The following is a 22,620-nucleotide window of genomic DNA, read 5'->3' as shown; positions in this document are numbered from 1 at the left end:
CATAGGCCACGTAGTCCAGGTAGCTGCCGCCCCATTCCTCGGGAACCACCATGCCCAGCAGGCCCAGTTCGCCCATCTTGCGCACCAGGCCATCGTCGATCCAGCCGGCCTTTTCCCAGGCCTGGGCATGGGGGGCGATCTCGCCTCGGGCGAAGTCCCGGGCCATGTCGCGGATCATCACTTGCTCTTCGGTCAGTTCAATGTCGTGCATGAGTTCAGCTCCCGCTGCCGTCAAAACCGCTGAAGAAGCTCGCCACCCGATCGGCGTCGAGGGCCGCCAGGGTGGGCGGATTCCAGTGCGGAGTCTTGTCTTTGTCGATGATCAGGGCGCGTACGCCTTCCATCAGGTCGCCACGCTCGAACCACTGCCGGTCCAGGTGCAGTTCCAGGGCGAAGCATTGTTCCAGGCTCAACTGGCGGCCGTGGCGCAGCATTTCCAGGGTCACGGCCATGGCCAGGGGAGAGCGGGTTTCCAGCAGGTCGGCGGTGCTGCGCGCCCATTCATGGCTGTCGGCAATGGTGACGGTACGCAGTTGCTCGACGATGCTGGGTACGTCCGCCTGGGCGAAGAAGTGATCGATGACCGGGCGCAAGGCTTGCAGGGGCGCATCGGGCAGGGTCTGCACCGCGAGCCTGGCCAGCAGGCCTTGCAGGTCCTTGAGGGGCGAGTCGCTCCAGTGCAGGCGGTCCAGGCGCTGGTTCAGCAGGTCCAGCTTGCTGCTGTCCAGGTGCCAATCGGCCAGGCCGCAGTACAGGGCATCGGCGGCGCGGATCTGCACGCCGCTGACTCCGAGATAGATCCCCAGCTCCCCGGGTATGCGCGACAGGAAGTAACTGCCGCCAACATCCGGGAAGTAACCGATGGCCACCTCCGGCATCGCCAGGCGGCTGCGCTCGGTGACTACCCGCAGGTCGGCGCCTTGCACCAGGCCCATGCCGCCACCCAGGACAAAACCGTCCATCAGCGCCAGCACCGGCTTGCGGTAGTGGTGGATGGTCAGGTCAAGGGCATATTCCTCGACGAAGAAGTCTTGGTGCAGGCTGTCGCCGCTGTGGTAGCTGTCGTACAGCGAGCGGATATCGCCGCCGGCGCAGAAAGCCTTGTCCCCCGCGCCACGCAGGACGACGGCGTGGATCAACGGATCCTGGGCCCAGTGGTCCAGGTGCTGCTGCAAGGTGCGGACCATCGACAGGGTGATGGCGTTGAGGCCGGCGGGGCGGTTTAGGGTCAGGTAGCCGATGTGGTTGCGCACCTCGACCAACACTTCGTCCGGGGTGGCGTCGCAGGCCCGGCTCGCCTGGGATGAAACCTGAGCAGTCATCACTAACTCCCTGCTTTTATTGTTTTTTATATGAGGCTCGCGCGCGAGCATCGGCGGATCGTAGCAGTGCAAATTTGCCAATTACAACCCGGAAAGCTGCAGGTCGACTGTGCATTTTTGCATGACAAAAAAACACGCCCTGGCCTTGCGCAACCGCTCTGGACCAAGGTGTAGAGCCTTGACGACAGAATCGGCTGTGAAATAGCCGTGATCAGCCGATCCCGGCTGTTTCAGGCGCCCCTTACGACACCTGGGCCACTTCGGCAGTTGGCATTCTGGCGCTCCGTTGCAGCGTAGACCGCGGCAACCAGGAACGGGTTCGGCTCTGCGCGCCAAACCCGGCCAATAACAACAAGAACCCGACTGCGGCGACCCCGCATCCACTCTCTGCCCCTGTCACAAGTGGGGCCTGGCATTGCTGCCGGGCCGCTATAAATCCAAATAATCCGGGACTCTGAAGATGACTAAACACTGGCTGGCTGTGCCGTTACTGGCAATTGCGTGCGTTTCCATGGGCGCCAGCGCCAAGGAATGGAAAGAACTGCGCTTTGGCGTCAACCCGAGCTATCCGCCCTTTGAATCCACCACGGCAGGCGGCGGCGTGCAGGGCTTCGGTGTCGACCTGGGCAACGCCATCTGCGCCGAGCTCAAGCTCAAGTGCGTGTGGGTCAGCAACGACTTCGACGGCCTGATCCCGGCACTCAAGGCCGGCAAGTTCGACGCCATCGAGTCCTCCATGACCGTTACCGATGCGCGGCGCAAGCAGATCGACTTCAGCGACCGGCTGTACGCCGGCCCCACGGCCATCGTCACGCGCAAGGGCTCGGGCCTTGAACCCACCGGTGAATCGCTGAAGGGCAAGACCCTGGGCTACATGCAGGGCACCGTCCAGGAAACCTACGCCAGGGCCAAGCTGGGCCCGGCGGGGGTCAAGCTGCGGGCCTACCAGAACCAGGACCAGGTCTATGCCGACCTGGTCTACGGCCGGCTGGACGCCTCGATCCAGGACAAGCTGCAAGCGCAGATGAGTTTCCTCGCATCGCCCCAGGGCGCCGACTTCGAGAACAGCGTCGGCATCAGCGACCCTCTGGTGCCGTCGGAGATCGCCATTGGCCTGCGCAAGGACCAGGACGAGCTCAAGGCCATGCTCAATGGCGCCATCCAGGCGCTGCATGAGAAGGGCATCTACGCCCAGATCCAGCGCAAGTACTTCGGCGACCTCGACCTCTACAACAACTGATCGCCCACGGCGGGCCCCGGGACTGATACCCAGTATCCCGGGCCCGGCCGTGGCCCGAGCAAGGTGATTGGCGTGAATACCTTTCTGACTCTGTTGGGCCTGGACCTCGAGGTCCTGCAAGGCTATGGGCCGCTGTTGCTGCACGGCGCCTGGATGACCCTGAAACTCTCCGCCCTGGCGCTGCTGGTGAGCATGCTCCTGGGGTTGCTGGGGGCGGCGGCCAAGCTTTCGCCGCTGCGCCTGCTGCAGATCCCGGCGACCTGCTACACCACCTTGATCCGCGGCGTACCGGACCTGGTGCTGATGCTGCTGATCTTCTACAGCCTGCAGGGCTGGCTCACGGCCCTGACCGAACTGCTGGACTGGCCCTATATGGAGATCGACCCCTTCGTGGCCGGGATCGTGACCCTGGGCTTCATCTACGGCGCCTATTTCACCGAGACCTTTCGCGGGGCAATCCTCAGCGTGCCCCGGGGCCAGCAGGAAGCCGCGGCGGCCTTCGGCCTGAGCCGCATGCAGCGCTTTCGCCACGTGGTGTTCCCGCAGATGATGCGCTTCGCCTTGCCGAGCCTGGGCAATAACTGGCTGGTGCTGCTCAAGGCTACGGCGCTGGTGTCGATCATCGGCCTCACCGACCTGGTCAAGGTGGCCCAGGAAGCTGGCAAGAGCACCTTCAACATGCTGGATTTCCTGCTCCTGGCGGCGGCCCTGTACCTGCTGATCACCAGCGCTTCGAACCAGCTGCTGCGGCGCCTGGAACGGCACTACAACCAGGGCGTGCGAGGGCTGTCGCGATGATCGAACTGATCCAGGAATACTGGCGGCCGTTTCTGTTCACTGACGGCGAGAGCCTTACCGGGCTGGCCATGACCCTGTGGCTGCTGGTGGCCAGCCTGGCCATGGGTTTTGTCCTGTCGCTGCCCCTGGCCATTCTGCGCACCTCGCACTGGGCGCTGCTGCGCTGGCCGGTGCAGTTGTTCACCTATGTGTTTCGCGGCACGCCTTTGTACATCCAGCTGCTGATCTGCTACAGCGGCCTGTACGGCATCGCCGCGATACGCCAGCAGCCGTTGCTCGAAGCCTTCTTCCGCGATGCCATGAACTGCACCTTGCTGGCCTTCACCCTGAACACCTGCGCCTACACCGTGGAGATCTTCGCCGGGGCCATCCGCAGCATTCCCTATGGCGAGATCGAGGCAGCCCACGCCTATGGCCTGAGCGGCTGGCGCCTGTACTGGCGGCTGATCCTGCCTTCGGCCCTGCGCCGGGCGCTGCCGTACTACAGCAACGAGGTGATCCTCATGCTGCACGCCACCTCGGTGGCCTTCACCGCCACCATCCCGGACATCCTCAAGGTGGCCCGGGACGCCAATGCCGCCACCTTCATGACCTTCCAGGCCTTCGGCATCGCCGGCCTGTTGTACCTGGGGCTGTCCTTCGGCCTGGTGGCGGCCTTCCGCCTGGCGGAGCGGCGCTGGCTGAGCTTCCTCGGCCCGGCTCACTGACGCTCCTTTCCTCTTTTTCCTATCCAGAACCTTGCTGCCAGCGGCGGGGTTCCAGGAGTCTGCGATGTACAAATTGGCCGTTGAAAATCTCTACAAGCGTTTTGGTGACAACGAGGTGCTCAAGGGCGTCTCGTTGAAGGCCCGGGCCGGAGACGTGGTGAGCATGATCGGCGCCAGTGGCTCGGGCAAGAGCACCATGCTGCGCTGCATCAACTTCCTGGAGCGGGCCGATGCCGGGGCCATTGCCCTGGACGGCGAGGCGATTGTCACCCGCGATGCCCCAGGCGGCATGCAGGTGGCCAGCCCGGCCCAGTTGCAGCGCCTGCGCACGCGCCTGGCCATGGTGTTCCAGCACTTCAACCTGTGGAGCCACCTCAGCGTGCTGGAGAACATCATGCTGGCGCCGTGCCGGGTGCTGGGCATTGGCCGCAAGGAGGCCGAAGCCAGTGCCCGGGCCTACCTGGACAAGGTGGGCTTGGCGCAACGGGTGGCCGAGCAGTACCCGGCGTTCCTGTCCGGTGGCCAGCAACAGCGGGTGGCGATCGCCCGGGCCCTGGCGGTGGAGCCGCAGATCCTGCTGTTCGACGAGCCGACCTCGGCGCTGGACCCGGAACTGGTGGGGGAGGTGCTGAAGGTGATCCAGGCCCTGGCCGAAGAGGGGCGGACCATGCTCATGGTCACCCATGAAATGAGCTTTGCCCGACAAGTGTCGAGCCAGGTGTTGTTCTTGCATCAAGGGCGGGTCGAGGAGCAGGGTAGCCCGGCGATTCTCGACCAGCCGCAGAGTGAACGTTTGCAGCAGTTTCTATCCGGCCGTTTGAAGTGAGGGAAGACATCCATGGCGGACATCCGCGACCTGTCGATCGTGCTTGATCGAATCGACCAGGCGATCATCGAGGTTCTGCGCCACGAAGGGCGCATCACCTACCAGAAACTCTCCGAGCGCGTGCACCTGACCCCCAGGCCGTGCCTGGAACGGGTGCGCAAGCTGGAGCAGCTCGGGGTCATCCGTGGCTACGGGGCCATCCTCGACGAAAAGAAACTCACCCCGGGGCTGTCGCTGCTGGTGCTGGTGGCCTTGTCCAACCAGAGCGGGCGGGCGGCGCAGAAAGCCTTCGAGGCCAAGGTCCGGGCCTGCCCCCAGGTGCTGGAATGCCGGCTGATCAGCGGCGCCTTCGACTACAGCCTGCGCATGCGCTGCCGGGACATGGAGCACTACCGGGTGCTGACCGAAGTCTGGTTCGACGACCCGGATCTGCACATCGACAAACTGGTCAGCCACCCTGAGCTGGCGATGGTCAAGACCGGCATGGAATAACCCCCTGTACGCCCCCCGCCGCAGGAGCCGGCTTGCCGGCGAACAGGCCCGCAAGCCTTGCACCGCTCGCAAGATCGCCTTCGCTGGCAAGCCTGCTCCTGCAGGTCGCATATCGATGTTTTCAGGAGGTGCGAAATCGGCTGGGGCAACCCGTGCTTTCAGCCATTTCCTGCCGTGCAGGCCCGCCGTTCAGCCGGGTTTTGTCCCGACAAAAAAACACAATGGGCCCCTCTGAAACCTCATTGATTGCGTGCCCCATGCAGACTACCCATAGCGTTTTGATGATTCGCCCCACGCGTTTTTCGTTCAACCAGGACACTGCCGGCAACAACCATTTCCAGCGCCCGCCCGGTGCCGCCGAAGACGTGCAGGCCAAGGCTCTGCAGGAGTTCGACGGCTACGTCGCGACGCTGCGCGAGCATGGGGTCCGGGTGCTGGTCCATGAAGACGGCGCCGCACCCCATACCCCGGATTCGATCTTTCCCAACAACTGCTGGAGCAGCCACCCCGACGGCACCCTGGTGCTGTACCCGATGCAGGGCCGCAACCGCCGCCTGGAGCGCTACAAGGGGGTACTGGCGCACCTGCACGAGCAGTACCAGGTGAACCGCACCCTGGATCTCACCTCCCTGGAGCAGGAGGAACTGTTTCTCGAAGGCACCGGCAGCATGGTCCTGGATCGCCAGCAGCGCATCTGCTACGCCGGCTACTCGACCCGCACCCACGCCCGGGCCCTGGACCAGCTGGTGGCGCACCTGGGTTACGAGCTGTGTGCCTTTCATGCCCGGGACCGCCAGGGTGAGCCGATCTATCACACCAACGTGATGATGAGCGTCGGCAGCCAGCTGGCGGTGGCCTGCCTGCTGGCCCTGGACGATGCACAGGAGCGGGCGGCCCTGCGCCAGCGCCTGGAAAGCAGCGGCAAACAGCTGCTGCCCTTGACCTGGGCCCAGTTGGAATCCTTCGCCGGCAATATGCTGGAAGTCCACAACAGTGCCGGCGAGCCGCTGCTGGTGATGTCCCGCAGTGCCTGGCGCTCCCTGGATGCCGAGCAGCGCGGGCTGATCGAGCGCCATGTGCAGCCGGTGCCGGTGAACATCGACACCATTGAACGCATCGGCGGCGGCAGCGCCCGCTGCATGCTGGCGGAAATCTACCTGCCCGAACGTCAACCTCAGCTGGAGCTCTCGCGATGATCGTCCGTCCCGCCACCCTGGCCGATTTGCCGGCGCTGCTGGCCCTGGCCCACAGTGCCGGTGCCGGCCTGACCACCTTGCCCGCCGACGCCGGGCGCCTGCGGTCACGCCTGCAATGGGCCGAGCAGACCTTCGCCGGCCAGGCCTCGCGGGCCGATGCCGACTACCTGTTCGTGCTGCAAAGCGCGCAGGGCGAGGTGGTCGGCATCTGCGCCCTGGCCGGCGCCGTGGGCCTGCGCGAGCCCTGGTACAACTATCGGGTCGGGCTGTTTGTCGCGGCCTCGAAAAACCTGGGGATCAACCAGCAACTGCCGACCCTGTTCCTGGGCAACGACATGACCGGCCATTCGGAACTGTGCTCGCTGTTCCTGCATGCCGACCACCGCCAGGGGCTCAACGGGCGCCTGCTGTCCAAGGCGCGCTTCCTGTTCCTGGCCGAGTTCCGCGAGCTTTTCGGCGACAAGGTGATCGCCGAGATGCGTGGCTATTCCGACGAGCAGGGTGTGTCGCCGTTCTGGGAAGGCCTGGGCCGGCACTTTTTCAAGATGGATTTCGCCGACGCCGACTACCTCACCGGCCTTGGCAACAAGACCTTCATCGCCGAGCTGATGCCCAAGTTTCCCTTGCCCACCTGCCTGCTGCCGGAGCCGGCACGGGCAGTGATCGGCCGGGTGCACCCCAATACCGAACCGGCCCTGGGCATGCTCAAGGCCGAAGGTTTTGCCTTCAAGGACTACATCGACATCTTCGACGGCGGGCCCCTGATCGAATGCGCCACCGGCGACATCCGCGCAGTGCGCGACAGCCAGGTGCTGCAACTGAGCATCGGCACCCCGGGGGAGCAGGCCCAGCCCTACCTGGTCCACAACCGTCAGTTCGCCGACTGCCGGATCAGCGTGGCGGCGGCGCGGGTCGCCGCCGGCACCCTGATTGTCAGCCGTGACAGCGCCCGGGCCCTGGAGTTGCCGGCCGGGGCATCGGTGCGGGCGGTGAGCCTGGCGGTGCCGGCGCGGCAAATGTCCGCAGCCTAGAAGCGTCGTGGCGCGAGCGCCGCTACAATGGCGCTCGAATTTTCTGCCGGCGAGGCACCATGGACATCGATCTGGCCCGCACCTTCCTGGAAATCGTCCGCAGCGGCAGCCTGATCGCTGCTGCCGAGCGCCTGCACCTGACCCAGACCGCCATCAGCGCCAGGGTGCAGAACCTGGAAGGCCAGCTCAACTGCAAGCTGCTGGTGCGCAACCGCGCCGGCGCCCGGCCCACCGCCGACGGCGAGGCCTTCATCAGCTACGCCAACCAACTGGTGCAGACCTGGGAGGCAGCCCAGCGCGACCTGCCGCTGCTGGCCGGCTACCGCAATGTGCTGCACATCGGCGGCGAGCTGAGCCTGTGCAACCCGCTGATGCTCAACTGGGTGCGGCGCCTGCGCCAGGCGTTGCCCAACCACGCCGTGCGCACTCAGATCGGCGAAGGCGCCAGCTTGCAGCGGCAACTGGAACTGGGCGTGCTGGACGCCGCGCTGGTGTTCCAGCCGCTGTACTCGCCGGGCTTGCAGGTGGAGCAGTTACTGGAGGAAAAACTGATCCAGGTGCGCTTGGCCGGGCGCCCCGAGCCCTATGTGTACATCGATTGGGGCGAGGACTTTCGCCGCCAGCACGACGCCGCGCTACCTGCGCAGGCCAAGGCGGCAGTGGGCTTCAACCTCGGGCCGCTGGCCCTGCAATTCATCCTCGATGCCGGTGGCAGCGGCTATTTCCGCACACGCGTGGTGCAGAGCTACCTGGACAGCGGTGTGCTGGAGCGGGTGGAAAAAGCCCCGGAGTTCAACTTCCCCACCTACCTGCTGTACGCCCGCGAGCGCGATACCCCAGAGCTGCAACAGGCGTTCGCGGTACTGCGGGAAGTGATAGAAAGCGACACCGACTGGTCCCAGCGCTGGTCGCCGATGGTCTGAAACCCGGCAACCTGGCAGGCGAGGAGGCCCTTGAGTGATGGGTTGTCCTTGAGGGCGCCTTGGCGGGCAAGCCGGCTCCTGGCGCTGGCTGTCAGCGGCGTGAGGCGAGCACCTGGCCGATGCTGCGGCGCCGGGCGTGGGCCTCGCTGGCATGAATCAGCTGTTCGAGGTCTTCGGGGGTGACGTCGAAGAACTCCTCCATCTCCGCCAGGGCCAGTTTCAGGTCCTGGGCCGTGATCGCCAGGCTGTCGCCGGCAGCGGTTGCTGGCAGGAGCGCCGGAGCTTCGCTGGGGCCCTTGGGGTAACGGGTGCGCGTCAGGTTGTTGTAGGCCAGGGCGCTGAGCAACAGGCTGGCGGCGGCCAGCATCACCGGCCCCAGCTCGTACCAGTCCAGGGCCACGCTGGCCGGGTCCGCCAGTACCAGGGTCAGGGCCAGGGCGCCGGCCGGCGGGTGCAGGCAGCGCAACCAGCACATCAGCACCAGGGCCATGCCCGCCGCCAGGCAGGCACTGCCCAAGGTACGGCCCAGTACATGGGCCACCGCCAAGGCCATGACGGCGGCACAGAGGTAGCCGCCAAGAATCGACCAGGGCTGGGCCAGGGCGCCTGAAGACACCGCGAACAGCAGCACCGCCGACGCGCCCAGAGGGCCGATCAGGTGCAGGGCCACCGGCATGCCGAAGACCTGGGCACAGAGCCAGACACTGAACAGGGTGCCCAGGGCCATGCCGATGGCGGCGCGGCTCCATTCCAGTGGGCGGGTATTGATGGCGGCGGGTTTCCAGCGGGCGAACATCGGTAAACGCTTTCCAATCCAGAACGACAGGCAAAAAGAAGGGCTTGCCTGGATGACCAGAAAGCCCTTGAACGTTCCAACATTTGGGGGAGGAACCGGCACAGTGTGCCGAGGAATCTTGCGCCTGACAAATTCATAATAATGCTGCTTCAGTGCATTTATTTTGCACTTAAATACGACGGCCCCTGTAGGAGCCGGCTTGCCGGCGAAGAGGCCCTTGAGTGTGGTGTAGCCCTGGCGGACGCCTTCGCTGGGAAGCCAGCGAAGGCAGCCAATTTCTCACCGGTTTCTACAGCGTAAGGCGCATGGCGCAGCGGCGCGCCGCGGGCAGGCCGTACCGGGCTTCATCGGCCTGCACCTGGCACAGCCGTGGGCCCAATTGCGCCTGTTCGAGGGTGACAAAGCCCTGGCGCTGGTAGAAGGGTTCGTTCCAGGGCAGTTCGCGAAAGGTGCTCAGGGTCAGGGCTTCAAGCTGCTGCTCCAGAGCGTATTGCCGCGCCGCCTGCAACAGGCGCTTGCCGATGCCCTGGCCCTGGTGGCCGCGGGCGACGGAAATCTCCCACACATGCAGTTCCCGGTCGCAGGCTTCGGCGTTGAGAAAGGCGCAAGGGATGTCATCCGCCGTCACCGCCACCCAGACCGGGTGGCGCTGGATATTGGCGCGGTGGCTCGGTGCGTCGGCCACTGCGGCGTCTGCCAGCCAGGCCAGTTGCGCATCGGAGCGAAACAGTTCGGCAGCGCAGGTTTCAATGGCGGGAAGAAAGTCGGCGTCGGTCACCCGCGCCCGGCGGATCTCAATAGTCATGGGCGCGAGTGTAGGCAGCGGGCAGGGGCCGTGCAACGCTTTCAGGGTTGCGCGGCGGTTGGCCCGGTCAGGAGCAGGAGGACGAAGTCGTTCTTGTCGAAACGCCCGCTCAACACCGGCTTCAGGTCGGCCAGCGGCGTATTCTGCAGGCTGGCCAGGTCGCTCTGATCGAGGATGACCCAGGCCGGGCCGGGTACCTGAGCCAGGGCGTCTGGGCTTGCGGTGAACTGCGGTTGCAGATCCCGGTCCAGGTTGACCATGAACTTGATGGCCTTGGCGTCCTTGCCCATGCGGTGCAGGACCACCGGTGCCGGGTCGGCCTCGATCAGTTGCATGGCGCTGTGGCTGAAGGTGCGCGTGTCATAGAGACGGTGCTCCACCGGTTCGAAGACTCCGATGTAGCAGGCCCAGACTGCCAGCACTGCGCTGTAGGCCAGGCCCACGGCGCGCCACTGGCGCTTGAACAGCAGCCCCAGGGACAACAGCTGCAATAGGCCGAGCACCAGCAGCATCGGCGTCAACGAGTCGAGCTGCTCGGGGAATTTGCGCCGTAGCACCAGCAAGCCGATGATCAGCAACCCCGGCAGCAGCAGCCACAGGCCCTGGATCGCCCCGCGCAGCCAGGCCAGCAGCCGTCCGCGGCCGGCCTGGAACGGATAGGCGGCAATGATCGCCGCCATGGGCAGCATCGGCAGCAGGTAGCGAGCCTTTTTCGCCTGGGGAATCGACAGGCCGATCATCACGATCAACCCGGCCGCGGTGCACAGGCGCAACAGTTTCAGGCCCGGGCCCTGTTCCGTGGCGCGGGTCAGCAGCACGGCCAGCCACGCCAGGATCGCCAGGGGGTAGGCCAGGGCGTAGTTGCCCAGGGAACTGGTGAAGTAATAGAAGACATCGCTGGAGCCTTCGCTGCCGTCCATGCGCCCCATGAACTGCATGCGGATGACATCGTCGACGAAGGCCTGGCCGCCACTGAGCTTGGCCAGCCACAGCAGCAGGCCGACGCAGGCCACCAGCAGCGCCAGGGCGCTGAAACCGACGCTGAACAGCCGCCGCCACTGGCCATTGAGCAGGTAGTAGCTGCACAGCATGCCGGTGGGAATCACCAGGCCGATGGGCCCGCGAATGGCAAAGCCCAGCACCAGCAGGAGGAAGATCCAGCCCAGGCGCCGGTGGGTACCGAAATGGTCATGGGCGTAGCCCAGGTAGAACACGGCCAGGGACACCGCAGCCAGCATCTGGTCCAGGGACACGGCGCGGGTTTCACTGATAAAGGTGTTGCTGAGCAACAGCAGGGCAACGCTAAGCAGGGCCCAGGTGCGGGAATAGGGCGCCAACAGGCGATAGATCAGGCTGACGATCAAGGCCGAGGCGATGGCCGTGGGCAACCAGGCGGTGAGGCTGGTGACTTGCCCCCCTGGCAGGGAGAACAGCCAGACCAGCAGGGTCGAGGCGCTGGAGTAGTCGGCGTAGGGCTGGCCGTAGGTGGTGGGGAAGAACCCCGGCCCGTGGCGCAGCATTTCCTTGGCAAACAGCACGAAGCGCGAATCGAAGCCGATCGCCGACTGGTGGTCGGCGCCGACGCAGAACAGCAGCAGGGCCAGCAACCCCAGCCCCAACGATTGCCAAAGAAGAGTGTTCGAAGGGGAGGAGTGACTGGTGTTCATTCAGGCCTCAGCAGACCACTGCTGGTGGGGGATCGGCAGGTTGCGCGATTCACCGCGGCCAATCGGGAAGTAGGTGAAGCCGTTGCGCGCCAGGCGTTCGGCGTCGTACAGGTTGCGCCCGTCGAAGATCACCGGCGCCTTGAGACGCTGCTGGATCAGGTCGAAATCCGGTGCCTTGAACTGCTGCCACTCGGTGCAGATGACCAGGGCGTCGGCGCCCACCAGTACCGATTCCGGGGTGCCCATGAGCATCAGGCGCGACTCGTCCGGGTACAGGCGCTGGGTTTCCTGCATGGCTTCCGGGTCGAAGGCCCGCACCTGGGCACCGGCGGCGAACAGCGCATCGAGCAGCACCCGGCTCGGGGCGTCGCGCATGTCGTCGGTGTTGGGCTTGAATGCCAGGCCCCACAGGGCAAAGGTCTTGCCTTTGAGGTCGCCCTTGTAGAACGCCTTGATGCGTTCGAACAACTTGTGCTTCTGCCGCTCGTTGATGGCTTCCACAGCTTGCAACAGGTCGCTGGAGCAGTGGGCTTGCTGGGCACTGTGGATCAGCGCACGCATGTCCTTGGGGAAGCACGAGCCGCCGTAGCCGCAGCCCGGGTAGATGAAGTGGTAGCCAATGCGGGTGTCGGCGCCGATGCCCAGGCGCACCGCTTCGATGTCGGCCCCCAGGTGCTCGGCCAGTTCGGCGATCTGGTTGATGAAGCTGATCTTGGTCGCCAGCATGCAGTTGGCGGCGTACTTGGTCAGCTCGGCGCTGCGCAGGTCCATGAACATGATGCGGTCATGGTTGCGGTTGAACGGTGCGTACAGGTCGCGCATCACATCGCGCACTTCTTCGCGCTCGCAGCCGATGATGATCCGGTCCGGCCGGCGGCAGTCGGTAACCGCCGAGCCTTCCTTGAGGAATTCCGGGTTGGAGACGATATCGAATTGCAGCGCACGGCCATCCAGGACCTTCTCGATGTGGGCCTTCAAGGTGTCGCCCGTGCCCACCGGTACGGTGGATTTTTCCACCAGGATTACCGGCTGCTCACGGTGGCGGGCCACCGCGTCGCCCACTGACAGCACGTAGCGCAGGTCCGCCGAACCGTCTTCGCTGGAAGGCGTGCCCACGGCGATGAACAGCACCTGGCCATGCTGCACCGCGAGTTTTTCATCGTGGGTGAAGTGCAGGCGCTTGGCTTCGAGGTTTTCCTTGACCAGGCTGGCCAGCCCCGGCTCGAAGATGCTCACGTGTCCCTGTTGCAGCTGTTTGACCTTTTGCTCGTCGATGTCCATGCAGATGACATCGTGGCCGACTTCAGCCAACACGGCAGCCTGTACGAGGCCGACGTAACCACTTCCAAATACACTGATTTTCATGGGGTATTCCTGGGACTTGTCGCGGGTGCAGATCGAGAGTTGATGGTGATGACCCCGAGGATGACCAGGGCCACCCCGAGGGTTTTGGAAAGCGTGAAAGGTTCGTTGAACAGCGGCAGGCTGGCGGCCAGCAGGTAGACCAGGGCGTAGCTGATGCTGAGCAGCGAATAGGCCCGGCCCAACGGCAGGTCGCGCAAGGCCAGCAGCCAGCAGAGCATCGACAGCGCATAGGCGGCGATGGCCGCGGCCACCACCGCCAGAGCGGCCAGGTCGACGCTGCCGGCACTCAACGCCGGCAACCACTGATCCGGAGCGGGCAGGCGGGTCATGCTCCAGCGCATGCCCAGCTGGGCGCCGCTGACCAGGGCCACGCTGCCCAGGGCGAAGGCAAACCCCTTGGCCCGGCTCATGCGTGGCGACTCAACAGCAGCACGCCGCCGATCACCAGGGCCACGCCGAACCAGTGGCGCCGGTCGATGTGCTCACGGAACACGAAGTGGGCAATCAGGGTAATGAAGACGAAGTTCAGGCTGAGCATCGGGTAGGCCACGCCCACCTCCATGCGTTGCAGCACCAGGAGCCACACCAGCAGGCCCAGGCCGAGGCTGAACAGAGCCAGCCACAGCCAGCCCGAGCGCAGTTTCTGCAGGGCGCTGGAAGGCTGGCCGCGCCAGCTTTCCACGGCGAACTTCTGCGCCACCTGGCCCAGGCAGGTCAGCCCGCAGGCCAGCAACAAAAGCAGCAGGCTCATGGCTGGCCCTGGGGAATGATGAAGATCACGATATTGCCTTGCTCGTAGCGCTTGGCATCCTTGGGAAGCAGCTCGACTTCATGTTCCTCGTCGCTGCTCTTGACCCGCATCACCACGCCGATCGAGCCCTGCTTGCGGGCCTCGGCGATCCACGGCTGGACCTGATTGAGGTCGACCTTGCGCGCGGCAGTGTCTTCGTAGCCCAGGCCGTATTTCACTTCGCCTTCGGTGTTGTACAGGGTCACGTCAGGGCGACGCAGGCGCCAGGCCAGGGCGGAGGCAGCTCCCAGGTCGTTGCTCAGCAGGGCCTTGGCCTGGCCCAGCTCGGCCACGTGATCGATGATGAACTGGTCGGGGATCTTGTTGTAGACCACCGAGTTGGGCAGCGCTGCCGGGGCCAGGGCCACCAGCAGGAAGCTGCCCAGGGCCGGCGCCGCCCATAGGGTCAGGGGGCGCATGGCTTGCAGCAGGTTGCTGAGGATCCAGCCCAACAGCAACACATACACCAGCACCAGGTGCTGCGGCTCGTCCACATACACCGGCTTTTTCATCTGGAAGTACACCAGGGCCAGCAGCCCCAGCAGGCCGGCCACCAGGTTGAGCACGCCGTTGAATGCCAGCAGCCGGGTCTTGCCGGCAGCCAGGCGGTCCACCAGGGTGTTGCCCATCAACAACGCCAGGGGCAACAGGCACGGCAGGATATAGGCCGGCAGCTTGCCCTTGCTCAGGCTGAAGAAGGCCAGGGGCATCACCAGCCACAGCAGCAGGAAGCCGCTGCTGTTCTGGCGCCGCTGTTGCCAGGCCTGCTTCAGGCCGGCCGGCAGCAGCAGCACCCAGGGCACGCTGAACCCCACCAGCAACGGCAGGTAGTACCACCAGGGCGAGGCGTGCTGGGCATCATCACCGGCAAAACGGCGGATGTGCTCGTGCCAGAAGAAGAAACGCCAGTAGTCCGGTTCCTGGGAGTGCACCGCCAGGGCCCAGGGCAGGCTGATGAGAATGGCCACCAGCACACCGATGCCGCCATAGATCAGCAGCGAGCGCAGGCGCTTCTGCCAGATGGCGTAGGGCAGGGCCACCAGCACCGGCAGCAGCCAGGCCAGAAAGCCCTTGGTCATGAAGCCCATGCCGCAGGCCAGGCCCAGCGCCACCCAGGCCAGCACCTGGCCGCGGGTTGTCCGGCAGTCGAAGGTGAACCACAGCGCCACCAGGCTCAGGTTGACCCAGAAGGTGAATTGCGGATCGAGGTTGGCGTAGCCGGCCTGCAGCGCGACCACGGTAAAGCTCATGTAGAGCAGGGCGCTGGCCAGGCTCTTGCGCGGATCGTTCCACAGGCGCCGGGCCAGCAGGTAGGCCAGGACCACGCTCAGGCCGGTGCTCAGGGCCGAGGCCACGCGCACACCGAACAGGTTGTCGCCAAACAGCGCCTGGCCGATGGCGATCATCCAGTAGCCGGCCACCGGTTTCTCAAAATAGCGGATGCCCATGAAGTGCGGCGACGCCCATTTGCCGGTCAGGAGCATTTCCTGGCTGATCTGCGCGTAGCGGGTTTCATCGGGAATCCACAGGCCGTGGGTGGCCAGGGGCAGCAGGTAGAACAGGCCGAACGCGATCAGCAGCAGCGGCAGAGCCCAACGTCTGGTCATGCGCCTTGCACTCCCAGCCAGCCTTCACGGCCTTCCAGCGCACCGCGCACCACCTTGCCCGCGGGCAGGCCGGCCAGATCCGCCGGGAGCATGTCGCCCAGGGGTTGGAAGTGGATGTCGCGCTGCCTGGCGCTGGCCAGCAGTTGGCGGAAATCGTTGGCCATGAGAATCCCTTCTACTTCTGCATGCACGGTATAGACGTTGAGTTTGTCCGGGCTGAACCGGTCGAGGATGTAACTGTTGAAATCCTTGGCGGCCACCACCGGCCCGACCACTTCGTCGAAGGTCGGCAGGTCCACCGGAATCTGTGGTGCGCCCAGGCTGCCGTCCGCCAGGCGTGGCAGGAACAGGCTCTGGCCGCGGCAGTCGCTGTTGTAGCGAAAGCCGAATTGCTGTTTGGCTTCGATGACGCGTTCGTCGGCGCGCCAACCGGCGGACGCCGAGCAGCTCACCGCTTGCCCGAGAATATCGTTGAGGCTGTCGACGCCACGGCGGATCTGTTCGATCAGCTGTGCCTGGCTCCAGCGCCCGGTATTGGCCTGCCAGCCGTGGTGATCCCAGGCGTGCAGGCCGACTTCATGACCGGCGGCCAGGGTCTGGCGCATCAAGTGCCCCAGGTCCCGGCCAATGGGTTTACCCGGCCAGGCCGTGCCGGCCAGGAGGATGTCCCAGCCGTACAGGCCCGCGGCATTGGACCGCAGCATTTTCCAGAGGAACTGCGGACGGATCAGGCGCCACAGGTGGCGCCCCATGTTGTCCGGCCCGACGCTGAAGAAGAAGGTGGCCTTGACCCCGGCTTCATCCAGCGATTCGAGCAGCCGTGGCACCCCCTCCCGGGTGCCGCGGTAGGTATCGACATCAATGCGCAGACCTGCCTGCATCAGCGTGCTTCTTGCTTGGCGCGGTCGGCGATTTCCAGCATCGCTTCACGCAGGAAGAAGTCCAGGGTATTGCCGATGGTTTCGCTCATTTCCACGGTCGGCTCCCAGTTCAGCAGGCGCTTGGCGTTGTCGATGCTTGGCTTGCGGTGTTCCACGTCCTGGTAGCCGGCACCGTAGAACGCCTTGCTCTCCACATCGCGGAAACCGGCGAACGGCGGGAAGTTGCCGCGCAGCGGGTGAGCTTCGAACTGGCGCAGCAGCTCTTCGCCCAGCTGACGGATGCTGGCTTCGTTGTCCGGGTTGCCGATGTTGATGATCTGGCCGTTGCAGCAGTCGTTTTCGTTGTCGACGATGCGTGCCAGGGCTTCGATGCCGTCGGCGATGTCGGTGAAGCAGCGCTTCTGCTCGCCACCGTCGAACAGACGGATCGGGGTGCCTTCCACCAGGTTGAGGATCAACTGGGTGATGGCCCGGGAGCTGCCGATGCGTGCCGAGTCCAGGCGGTCCAGGCGCGGGCCCATCCAGTTGAAGGGACGGAACAGGGTGAAGTTCAGGCCCTTGGCGCCGTAGGCCCAGATCACCCGGTCCAGCAGCTGCTTGGAGACCGAGTAGATCCAGCGCTGCTTGTTGATCGGGCCGACGATCAGGTTGGAGGTGTCTTCGTCGAAGTTCTTGTCCTGGCACATGCCATAGACTTCCGAAGTCGACGGGAAGATCACGCGCTTGTTGTACTTGACGCAGTAGCGAACCAGCTTGAGGTTCTCTTCGAAGTCCAGCTCGAACACGCGCAGCGGGTTGCGGGTGTACTCGATCGGGGTGGCGATGGCCACCAGTGGCAGGACCACGTCGCACTTCTTGATGTGATATTCGATCCACTCGGAGTGAATGCTGATATCGCCTTCGACGAAGTGGAAGTTCGGATGGCTGCGCAGGCGCTCGATGGCGTCGGAGCCGATGTCCAGGCCGTAGACGTCGTACTTGTCGTCACGCAGCAGGCGCTCGGACAGGTGGTTACCGATAAAGCCGTTGACGCCCAGGATCAGTACGCGGGTGCGACGTGGCTTGCGCCCCGATTCGGCGCCGCGCAGCAGGGAACCGTCCACCAGGCCCAGTTCGTTGGCCAGTTGCGGGCCACCCAGGAACAGGCCGTTGGCGTTGCGCTGGCCGGAGGTGATCACCAGGGAGTCCTGGCCACAGGCGATGCGCAGCGGGTCGACGCTGATGACCCGGCCCGGGGCCTGGCCTTCGTTGCCCTTGGCGACTTCGGCGCTCCAGACGATCAGCTTGTGCTCGCCCACGGCGCAGAAGGCGCCCGGGTAGGGTTGAGTCACGGCGCGCACCAGGTTGAACAGCTCTTCGGCCGGGCGCTGCCAGTCGATCTTGCCGTCCGCCGCGGTGCGACGACCGAAGTAGCTGGCCTTGGACTCGTCCTGGGCGGTTTCGGTGATCTTGCCCTGGGCCAGTGCCGGCAGGGTGTCGCGCAGCAGGCTGGCGGCGGCGTCACGCAGTTTGTGGTGCAGGCTCAGCGCGGTGTCGCTGCGCTCGATGGCCACACGCTCCTGGGCAATGATGGCGCCGGCATCGGCACGCTTGACCATGCGGTGCAGGGTCACGCCGGTTTCGGTTTCGCCCTTGACCAGCACCCAGTTGGCCGGTGCGCGGCCACGGTAGCGCGGCAGCAGCGAGCCGTGCAGGTTGAACGCGCCCTTGCTGGCAGTGGCCAGCAGCGGCTCGCTCAGCAGGTTGCGGTAATAGAAGGAGAACAGGTAGTCGGGGTTGAGCTTGGCGATGCGCTCGATCCACAGCGGGTGGTTGGCATCTTCCGGGGCATGCACGGCAATGCCCTTGCGGGCGCAGAGCTGGGCCACCGAGCCGTAGAAGGTGTTTTCCTTGGGGTCATCGGCGTGGGTGAACACGGCGGCGATCTCGTAACCTGCGTTGAGCAGGGCTTCGATGCCAGCACAGCCAATATCGTGGTAGGCGAAGACAACAGCTTTATTGCTCATGGCGAAACCTGATCAGTATGAGTGGAAGTTAAACCGTCGACAGTCACAGCAGGGGCCGGGGCCGCAGGCTGGCTGCGCAAGACTTTTTCGATGAAGAAACGCGGGCGGGCCCGCACGTCGCTGTACATGCGTCCCAGGTATTCACCCAAAAGACCCATGCCGATGAACTGGCCACCGGTGAACACGAACAGCACCGCGAACAGCACGAAGGTGCCGTCGCCGGCCCAGGTGGCGCCGAAGATCAGGCGCAGCACGATCAGCATCAGGGCAAACAGCGCGCCGAGGCCGGCCATGCCGAAACCGATGATGCTCAACAGCCGCAGGGGCGTGGTGGTCATGCAGGTGATCAAGTCGAACATCAGGTTGATCAGGCGCATCGGGCTGTACTTGGAGTCGCCGTGCTCGCGCTCGGCGTGCTCCACCAGCACCTCGGTGGTGTGCCGGGCAAAGCTGTTGGCCAGGATCGGGATGAAGGTGCTGCGCTCGGTGCAGGCCAGCATCGCGTCGATGATGGTCCGGCGATAGGCCCGCAGCATGCAGCCGTAGTCGCTCATGGCCACACCGGTGGAACGCTGCACGGCCAGGTTGATCAGCTTCGAGGGCCAGCGGCGGAACGCCGAGTCCTGCCGGTTGTTGCGCACGGTGCCGACCACGTCGTAGCCCAGTTCGGCCTGAGCCACCAGGCGCGGGATTTCCTCCGGCGGGTTCTGCAGGTCGGCGTCGAGGGTGATCACCACATCGCCACGGCACTGCTCGAAGCCGGCCATGATCGCCGCATGCTGGCCGTAGTTGCGGTTGAGGATCACCGCCACTACCGGGCTGCCTTCGCGCTCGGCGGCCGCTTGCAGGATGTTCGCCGACTCGTCGCGGCTGCCGTCGTCCACCAGGACGATTTCAAACTCGTGCTTGAGCTGGCGGCAGGCCGCTTCGGTGCGCCGCAACAGCTCGGGGAGGCTCTGTTCTTCGTTGTAGACCGGGATCACGATCGACACGAACTGAATCGGATAAGGTTTCAAAGGCTTCAGTCCAAAAGGTTTGCAATGGCACCGGTCACCCGCTCGACATCGTCGAGGGTCATGTCCGGAAACAGTGGAATCGAGCATAGCCGCGCCGAATTCCATTCGGTATGGGGCAGCTGCACTTCAGGGAAGCGCTGTCGGTAATAGGTATGCAGGTGCGTCGCAATGAAGTGGATACCGGTGCCGATGTTCTGTTCCTGCAGGCCTTTCATGAAGGCTTCGCGGTCCAGGCCGCAGCGTTCGGCGTCGATGCGCAGGATGAACAGGTGCCAGGCATGCTGCTGCGGGTACTGGGGCAGGAGCAGGGGCTGTACCGGCAAGCCTTCCAGACGCTGCAGGTAGGCCTTGGCCAGCACTTCACGCTTGGCGTTGATCTCGTCCAGGCGTTGCAGTTGCACCAGGGCAATGGCCGCGTTCATGTCCGCCAGGTTGTACTTGAAGCCGGGCTCGATGACCTGGGCCTGTGGCTTGCGGCCATGGGTCAGGCGGTCGTAGGCGTCCACTCCCAGGCCGTGGAACTTGAGCATGCGCACGCGGTTGGCCAGGGCTTCGTCATCGCTGACGAACATCGCGCCTTCGGCGCACGTCATGTTCTTGATCGCGTGGAAGGAAAAGATCGCCGTGCCCCGGGCGCCGATGGCGCGGCCACGGTAGGTGGTACCGGCGGCGTGGGCGGCGTCTTCGATCACCGCGATGCCGTGCTTGTCGGCCAGGGCATAGAGCGGGTCGAGGTCGAAGGCTGCGCCGGCGTAGTGCACCGGGATGATCGCCTTGGTCCGCGGGGTGATGGCGGCTTCGATGGTGGCGGCGTCGCTCATCAGGGTGTCGGGGTCGACATCGACGAACACCGGGGTGGCGCCCAGCAGGCAGATCATGTTGGCGGTGGAGACCCAGGTCTGCGACGGGGTGATCACTTCATCCCCGGGGCCGATGCCCAGGGCCAGCAGGGTGATGTGCATGGCGCCGGTAGCGGAGGACAGTGCCACGGCGTGGCGGGCGCCGACGCGTTCGGCGAACTGCTGTTCCAGTTCCTGGTTTTTCGGGCCGGTGGTGATCCAGCCGGAGCGCAGAACCTGCTCCACTGCAGCAATCTCTTCTTCGCCAATACTCGGGCGCGAGAAAGGAAGGAAAGCCTGGTTCATGGTTACCTCGGGTTTACACAATGCGAATTACTGGAATACGGGTTGCTGCGGGTGAACGGACAGTTCATGGAAAGCGGGGAGGTCTTGCAGTCATCAAGGCGCATCCAGTTATTGAGCCAACAGGGCATTCCATGCAGCGAATCAGTAAAGACTAGGTTTGTGAAAAGTAAAGGTGGATCAAGGTGTTATCTTTACAACCTGAGAACAAACTGCACTCGGACGGTTGTCTGTCGGGGGCTGAGATTAAGCCGAAAATTGTGAAACGAATATGAAAAATAAGGTAAAAGTCCGTTTTTCTGCGAGCCAGACAGCTAGTGTTCAGTTTGTTTCCAAAGTTATCGAAGTGCGCAGGCCTGGCGGCTTTTGTAACCAGTTTTCAATGGGTATTGAAGGGGCCACCGGGAGTATTTTTTTCACCTCGCCAAGGTGCTACCCGGTACAACCTTGCCCAGCGGAGCATCCATGAACCTGCCGGGCCATGACCGCGCCGCCGGCCTTGACGCGCCCAACCCCTTGAACCTGTACCTGAAGCGCCTGGCCCCCTCCAGCCAGTCGACCCTGCGTTATGTGCTACAGGACGCCGCCGACCGCCTGGGCTACGCCGAACAGAACCTGGAAGAAATCCCCTGGCACCTGCTGCAACCCGAGCATGTCACGGCCCTGGTGGCCACCTTGCGCGAAGACGGCTATGCGCCCAATACCTCATCGCTGTACGTCAATGCCCTGCGCGGGGTGATGAACGAGGCGTGGCGGGCCAGCCTGATCAGCCAGGACCACCTGCTGAAGATGCGTTCGGTCAAGGCCATCAGCGGCACGCGCCTGGCCCGCGGACGCAACCTCAAGCGCGGCCTGATCCATGAACTGATGGCCGTGTGCGCTTCCGACCCGCGCCCCCAGGGCGTGCGCGATGCAGCGCTGATTGCGCTGCTCTATGGCTCGGGCATGCGCAAGTCCGAGTCGGTCAACCTGGACCTGGCCCAGGTGGATTTCAGCGAGCGCAGCCTGCAGGTGCTGGCCAAGGGCAATCGTCAGTTGATCAAGTACGCACCCACCTGGGCTTTCGACAAGCTGCAGGCCTGGCTGGAGCTGCGTCGCCGGCATCTGCCCGCGGGCCTGGTAGACGACCCGTTCCTGTTCAACCGCATCCGCCGGGGCGGGCACATCACTCGCGAGCGCATCACCAAGCACGCCATCTACTACATTGCCCGGCAACGCGGGGCCCAGGTGGGCGTGCGGATCATGCCCCATGATTTCCGGCGCTCGTTCATCACCCGGGTGATCGAGGAACACGACCTGTCGCTGGCGCAGAAACTGGCTCACCACAGCAACATCCAGACCACCGCCAGCTATGACCTGCGCGATGACAACGAGCGGCGCCGGGCCATCGACCGCTTCGATCTGTAGGCCGTGGCAGGGTCAGAGCGAGGGCAGGGTGGGCGACAACTGCCCGGTGAGGTCCCAGGCTTCCAGCATCTTCGCGTACTCGAAGGCATGGCTCGGGTCGCTCTGCAGCCAGTCCTCGAATGCCCGGCGCTCGGCCAGGCTGCAATCGGCCTCGCGCAGGCGTATGCACCAGTGCGCGGCCTGCATCATCAGGTATTCCTCTGCTTGGCTGGCAGAATCAGTCATGGTTCATTCCTTGTTCAAGGTGGAGCCGGTAGCCACGCTGTACAGCGGCATGGCTGAAGTATCGGAGCGATTGCCGCGCGTGACCATGATCAAGGGCAGCATCCTTCACTCAAGCACCGGGGGCCGCCCCCAGCACATGGGCATGCCCCAGGGTGCGGATGCGCACCCGGCTGCCGACCGGTAGCGCATGCAGGCCGGAACTGCGGACCGGCACCAGTTGTTCATGGCCCCCGGCACCGGCCACGCCGATGCTCAGGGTGCAGGTGTTGCCGGCAAAGTCGCAGTCCCTGACCACTCCCGGGCAACTGCCGGCGCCATCGCCGTCGTCCGCCAGCACCTGCAGTTGCTCGGGGCGCAGCATGATCCGCGCCGGGCCCT

The 22,620-nt window shown here is 64.7% G+C and carries 24 protein-coding genes; 9 read left to right on the top strand and 15 right to left on the bottom strand.

Annotation, left to right across the window (positions count from 1 at the left end; genetic code table 11):
• Together F6S12_RS21865 and F6S12_RS21860 are read right to left on the bottom strand one after the other, a co-directional pair.
• On the bottom strand, positions 1-211 hold a 211-nt coding region (locus F6S12_RS21865; RefSeq protein WP_315869327.1), incomplete at its 3' end, for an acyl-CoA dehydrogenase family protein.
• A 4-nt stretch (positions 212-215) separates the two neighbouring features.
• Positions 216-1,322: an enoyl-CoA hydratase/isomerase family protein gene (locus tag F6S12_RS21860; protein WP_161467117.1), complete on the bottom strand. Its 1,107-nt coding sequence runs from the start codon at positions 1,320-1,322 to the stop codon at positions 216-218.
• Positions 1,323-1,782: 460 nt separating this feature from the next.
• Here F6S12_RS21860 and F6S12_RS21855 point away from each other — a divergent pair, with 460 nt between their 5' ends.
• The 8 genes from F6S12_RS21855 to F6S12_RS21820 all read left to right on the top strand — a co-directional run bounded on the left by F6S12_RS21855 (position 1,783) and on the right by F6S12_RS21820 (position 8,535).
• Positions 1,783-2,562 (top strand): transporter substrate-binding domain-containing protein, encoded by a 780-nt coding sequence (locus F6S12_RS21855; protein ID WP_011061348.1) that lies wholly within the window; start codon positions 1,783-1,785, stop codon positions 2,560-2,562.
• 72 nt (positions 2,563-2,634) lie between these two features.
• On the top strand, positions 2,635-3,360 hold the full coding sequence (locus F6S12_RS21850; RefSeq protein ID WP_011061347.1) for an ABC transporter permease: 726 nt from the start codon (positions 2,635-2,637) through the stop codon (positions 3,358-3,360).
• Positions 3,357-4,067, top strand: a complete 711-nt coding sequence (locus F6S12_RS21845) for an ABC transporter permease (RefSeq protein ID WP_011061346.1) — start codon at positions 3,357-3,359, stop codon at positions 4,065-4,067. Before F6S12_RS21850 ends, F6S12_RS21845 begins: the two co-directional genes overlap by 4 nt.
• A gap of 64 nt (positions 4,068-4,131) precedes the next feature.
• Positions 4,132-4,893 carry an ABC transporter ATP-binding protein gene (locus tag F6S12_RS21840; protein ID WP_161467115.1) on the top strand — a complete coding sequence of 254 codons (762 nt, stop codon included), beginning with the start codon at positions 4,132-4,134 and terminating at the stop codon, positions 4,891-4,893.
• A gap of 12 nt (positions 4,894-4,905) precedes the next feature.
• A complete protein-coding gene (locus F6S12_RS21835) occupies positions 4,906-5,385 on the top strand; it encodes an Lrp/AsnC family transcriptional regulator (protein ID WP_011061344.1) in 480 nt (159 codons plus the stop codon).
• A gap of 257 nt (positions 5,386-5,642) precedes the next feature.
• Positions 5,643-6,581, top strand: a complete 939-nt coding sequence (ctlX, locus tag F6S12_RS21830; protein WP_161467114.1) for a citrulline utilization hydrolase CtlX — start codon at positions 5,643-5,645, stop codon at positions 6,579-6,581.
• On the top strand, positions 6,578-7,612 hold the full coding sequence (gene astA, locus F6S12_RS21825) for an arginine N-succinyltransferase (RefSeq protein ID WP_053151702.1): 1,035 nt from the start codon (positions 6,578-6,580) through the stop codon (positions 7,610-7,612). Before ctlX ends, astA begins: the two co-directional genes overlap by 4 nt.
• A 59-nt stretch (positions 7,613-7,671) precedes the next feature.
• The gene (locus F6S12_RS21820; RefSeq protein WP_015635648.1) at positions 7,672-8,535 is read left to right on the top strand and encodes a LysR family transcriptional regulator; all 864 of its coding nucleotides are present in this window, start codon (positions 7,672-7,674) and stop codon (positions 8,533-8,535) included.
• Positions 8,536-8,626: 91 nt separating this feature from the next.
• On the opposite strand, the gene F6S12_RS21815 is transcribed toward F6S12_RS21820, so the two are convergent.
• The 11 genes from F6S12_RS21815 to arnB form a co-directional block, all read right to left on the bottom strand.
• Positions 8,627-9,331 carry an HPP family protein gene (locus tag F6S12_RS21815; protein ID WP_053151700.1) on the bottom strand — a complete coding sequence of 235 codons (705 nt, stop codon included), beginning with the start codon at positions 9,329-9,331 and terminating at the stop codon, positions 8,627-8,629.
• Positions 9,332-9,620: 289 nt separating this feature from the next.
• Entirely contained in the window at positions 9,621-10,136 is a 516-nt protein-coding gene (locus tag F6S12_RS21810) for a GNAT family N-acetyltransferase (RefSeq protein ID WP_315869326.1), read from the bottom strand.
• 41 nt (positions 10,137-10,177) lie between these two features.
• The gene (locus F6S12_RS21805; RefSeq protein ID WP_161467112.1) at positions 10,178-11,803 is read right to left on the bottom strand and encodes an ArnT family glycosyltransferase; all 1,626 of its coding nucleotides are present in this window, start codon (positions 11,801-11,803) and stop codon (positions 10,178-10,180) included.
• The gene (locus tag F6S12_RS21800) at positions 11,804-13,168 is read right to left on the bottom strand and encodes a UDP-glucose dehydrogenase family protein (protein ID WP_011061338.1); all 1,365 of its coding nucleotides are present in this window, start codon (positions 13,166-13,168) and stop codon (positions 11,804-11,806) included.
• Positions 13,165-13,578: a 4-amino-4-deoxy-L-arabinose-phosphoundecaprenol flippase subunit ArnF gene (gene arnF / locus F6S12_RS21795; RefSeq protein WP_015635644.1), complete on the bottom strand. Its 414-nt coding sequence runs from the start codon at positions 13,576-13,578 to the stop codon at positions 13,165-13,167. The genes F6S12_RS21800 and arnF overlap by 4 nt, the downstream gene beginning before the upstream one ends.
• Positions 13,575-13,919 (bottom strand): 4-amino-4-deoxy-L-arabinose-phosphoundecaprenol flippase subunit ArnE, encoded by a 345-nt coding sequence (arnE, locus tag F6S12_RS21790; protein ID WP_011061336.1) that lies wholly within the window; start codon positions 13,917-13,919, stop codon positions 13,575-13,577. The genes arnF and arnE overlap by 4 nt, the downstream gene beginning before the upstream one ends.
• On the bottom strand, positions 13,916-15,565 hold the full coding sequence (gene arnT, locus F6S12_RS21785) for a lipid IV(A) 4-amino-4-deoxy-L-arabinosyltransferase (protein WP_315869325.1): 1,650 nt from the start codon (positions 15,563-15,565) through the stop codon (positions 13,916-13,918). The genes arnE and arnT overlap by 4 nt, the downstream gene beginning before the upstream one ends.
• On the bottom strand, positions 15,562-16,446 hold the full coding sequence (gene arnD / locus F6S12_RS21780; RefSeq protein WP_103290183.1) for a 4-deoxy-4-formamido-L-arabinose-phosphoundecaprenol deformylase: 885 nt from the start codon (positions 16,444-16,446) through the stop codon (positions 15,562-15,564). Before arnD ends, arnT begins: the two co-directional genes overlap by 4 nt.
• Positions 16,446-18,452: a bifunctional UDP-4-amino-4-deoxy-L-arabinose formyltransferase/UDP-glucuronic acid oxidase ArnA gene (arnA, locus tag F6S12_RS21775; protein ID WP_011061333.1), complete on the bottom strand. Its 2,007-nt coding sequence runs from the start codon at positions 18,450-18,452 to the stop codon at positions 16,446-16,448. The genes arnD and arnA overlap by 1 nt, the downstream gene beginning before the upstream one ends.
• A complete protein-coding gene (arnC, locus tag F6S12_RS21770; protein ID WP_053158563.1) occupies positions 18,449-19,468 on the bottom strand; it encodes an undecaprenyl-phosphate 4-deoxy-4-formamido-L-arabinose transferase in 1,020 nt (339 codons plus the stop codon). Before arnC ends, arnA begins: the two co-directional genes overlap by 4 nt.
• A 5-nt stretch (positions 19,469-19,473) precedes the next feature.
• On the bottom strand, positions 19,474-20,613 hold the full coding sequence (arnB, locus tag F6S12_RS21765) for a UDP-4-amino-4-deoxy-L-arabinose aminotransferase (RefSeq protein ID WP_011061331.1): 1,140 nt from the start codon (positions 20,611-20,613) through the stop codon (positions 19,474-19,476).
• Positions 20,614-21,075: 462 nt separating this feature from the next.
• On the opposite strand from arnB, the gene xerC reads away from it, so the two are divergent.
• Complete coding sequence (xerC, locus tag F6S12_RS21760; protein ID WP_311166042.1) at positions 21,076-22,017, top strand: tyrosine recombinase XerC; 942 nt, start codon at positions 21,076-21,078, stop codon at positions 22,015-22,017.
• A gap of 12 nt (positions 22,018-22,029) precedes the next feature.
• On the opposite strand, the gene F6S12_RS21755 is transcribed toward xerC, so the two are convergent.
• Both F6S12_RS21755 and F6S12_RS21750 read right to left on the bottom strand, forming a co-directional pair.
• Entirely contained in the window at positions 22,030-22,242 is a 213-nt protein-coding gene (locus tag F6S12_RS21755) for a FecR/PupR family sigma factor regulator (protein WP_065364077.1), read from the bottom strand.
• Between the two features lie 109 nt (positions 22,243-22,351).
• A partial coding sequence (locus F6S12_RS21750) for a TOBE domain-containing protein (protein ID WP_315869324.1) occupies positions 22,352-22,620 on the bottom strand: 269 nt, incomplete at its 5' end.

This window comes from Pseudomonas sp. JV245A (genome assembly GCF_032424515.1).
Classification (GTDB): domain Bacteria; phylum Pseudomonadota; class Gammaproteobacteria; order Pseudomonadales; family Pseudomonadaceae; genus Aquipseudomonas; species Aquipseudomonas protegens.
This window is presented reverse-complemented; position numbering and strand designations above follow the sequence as displayed.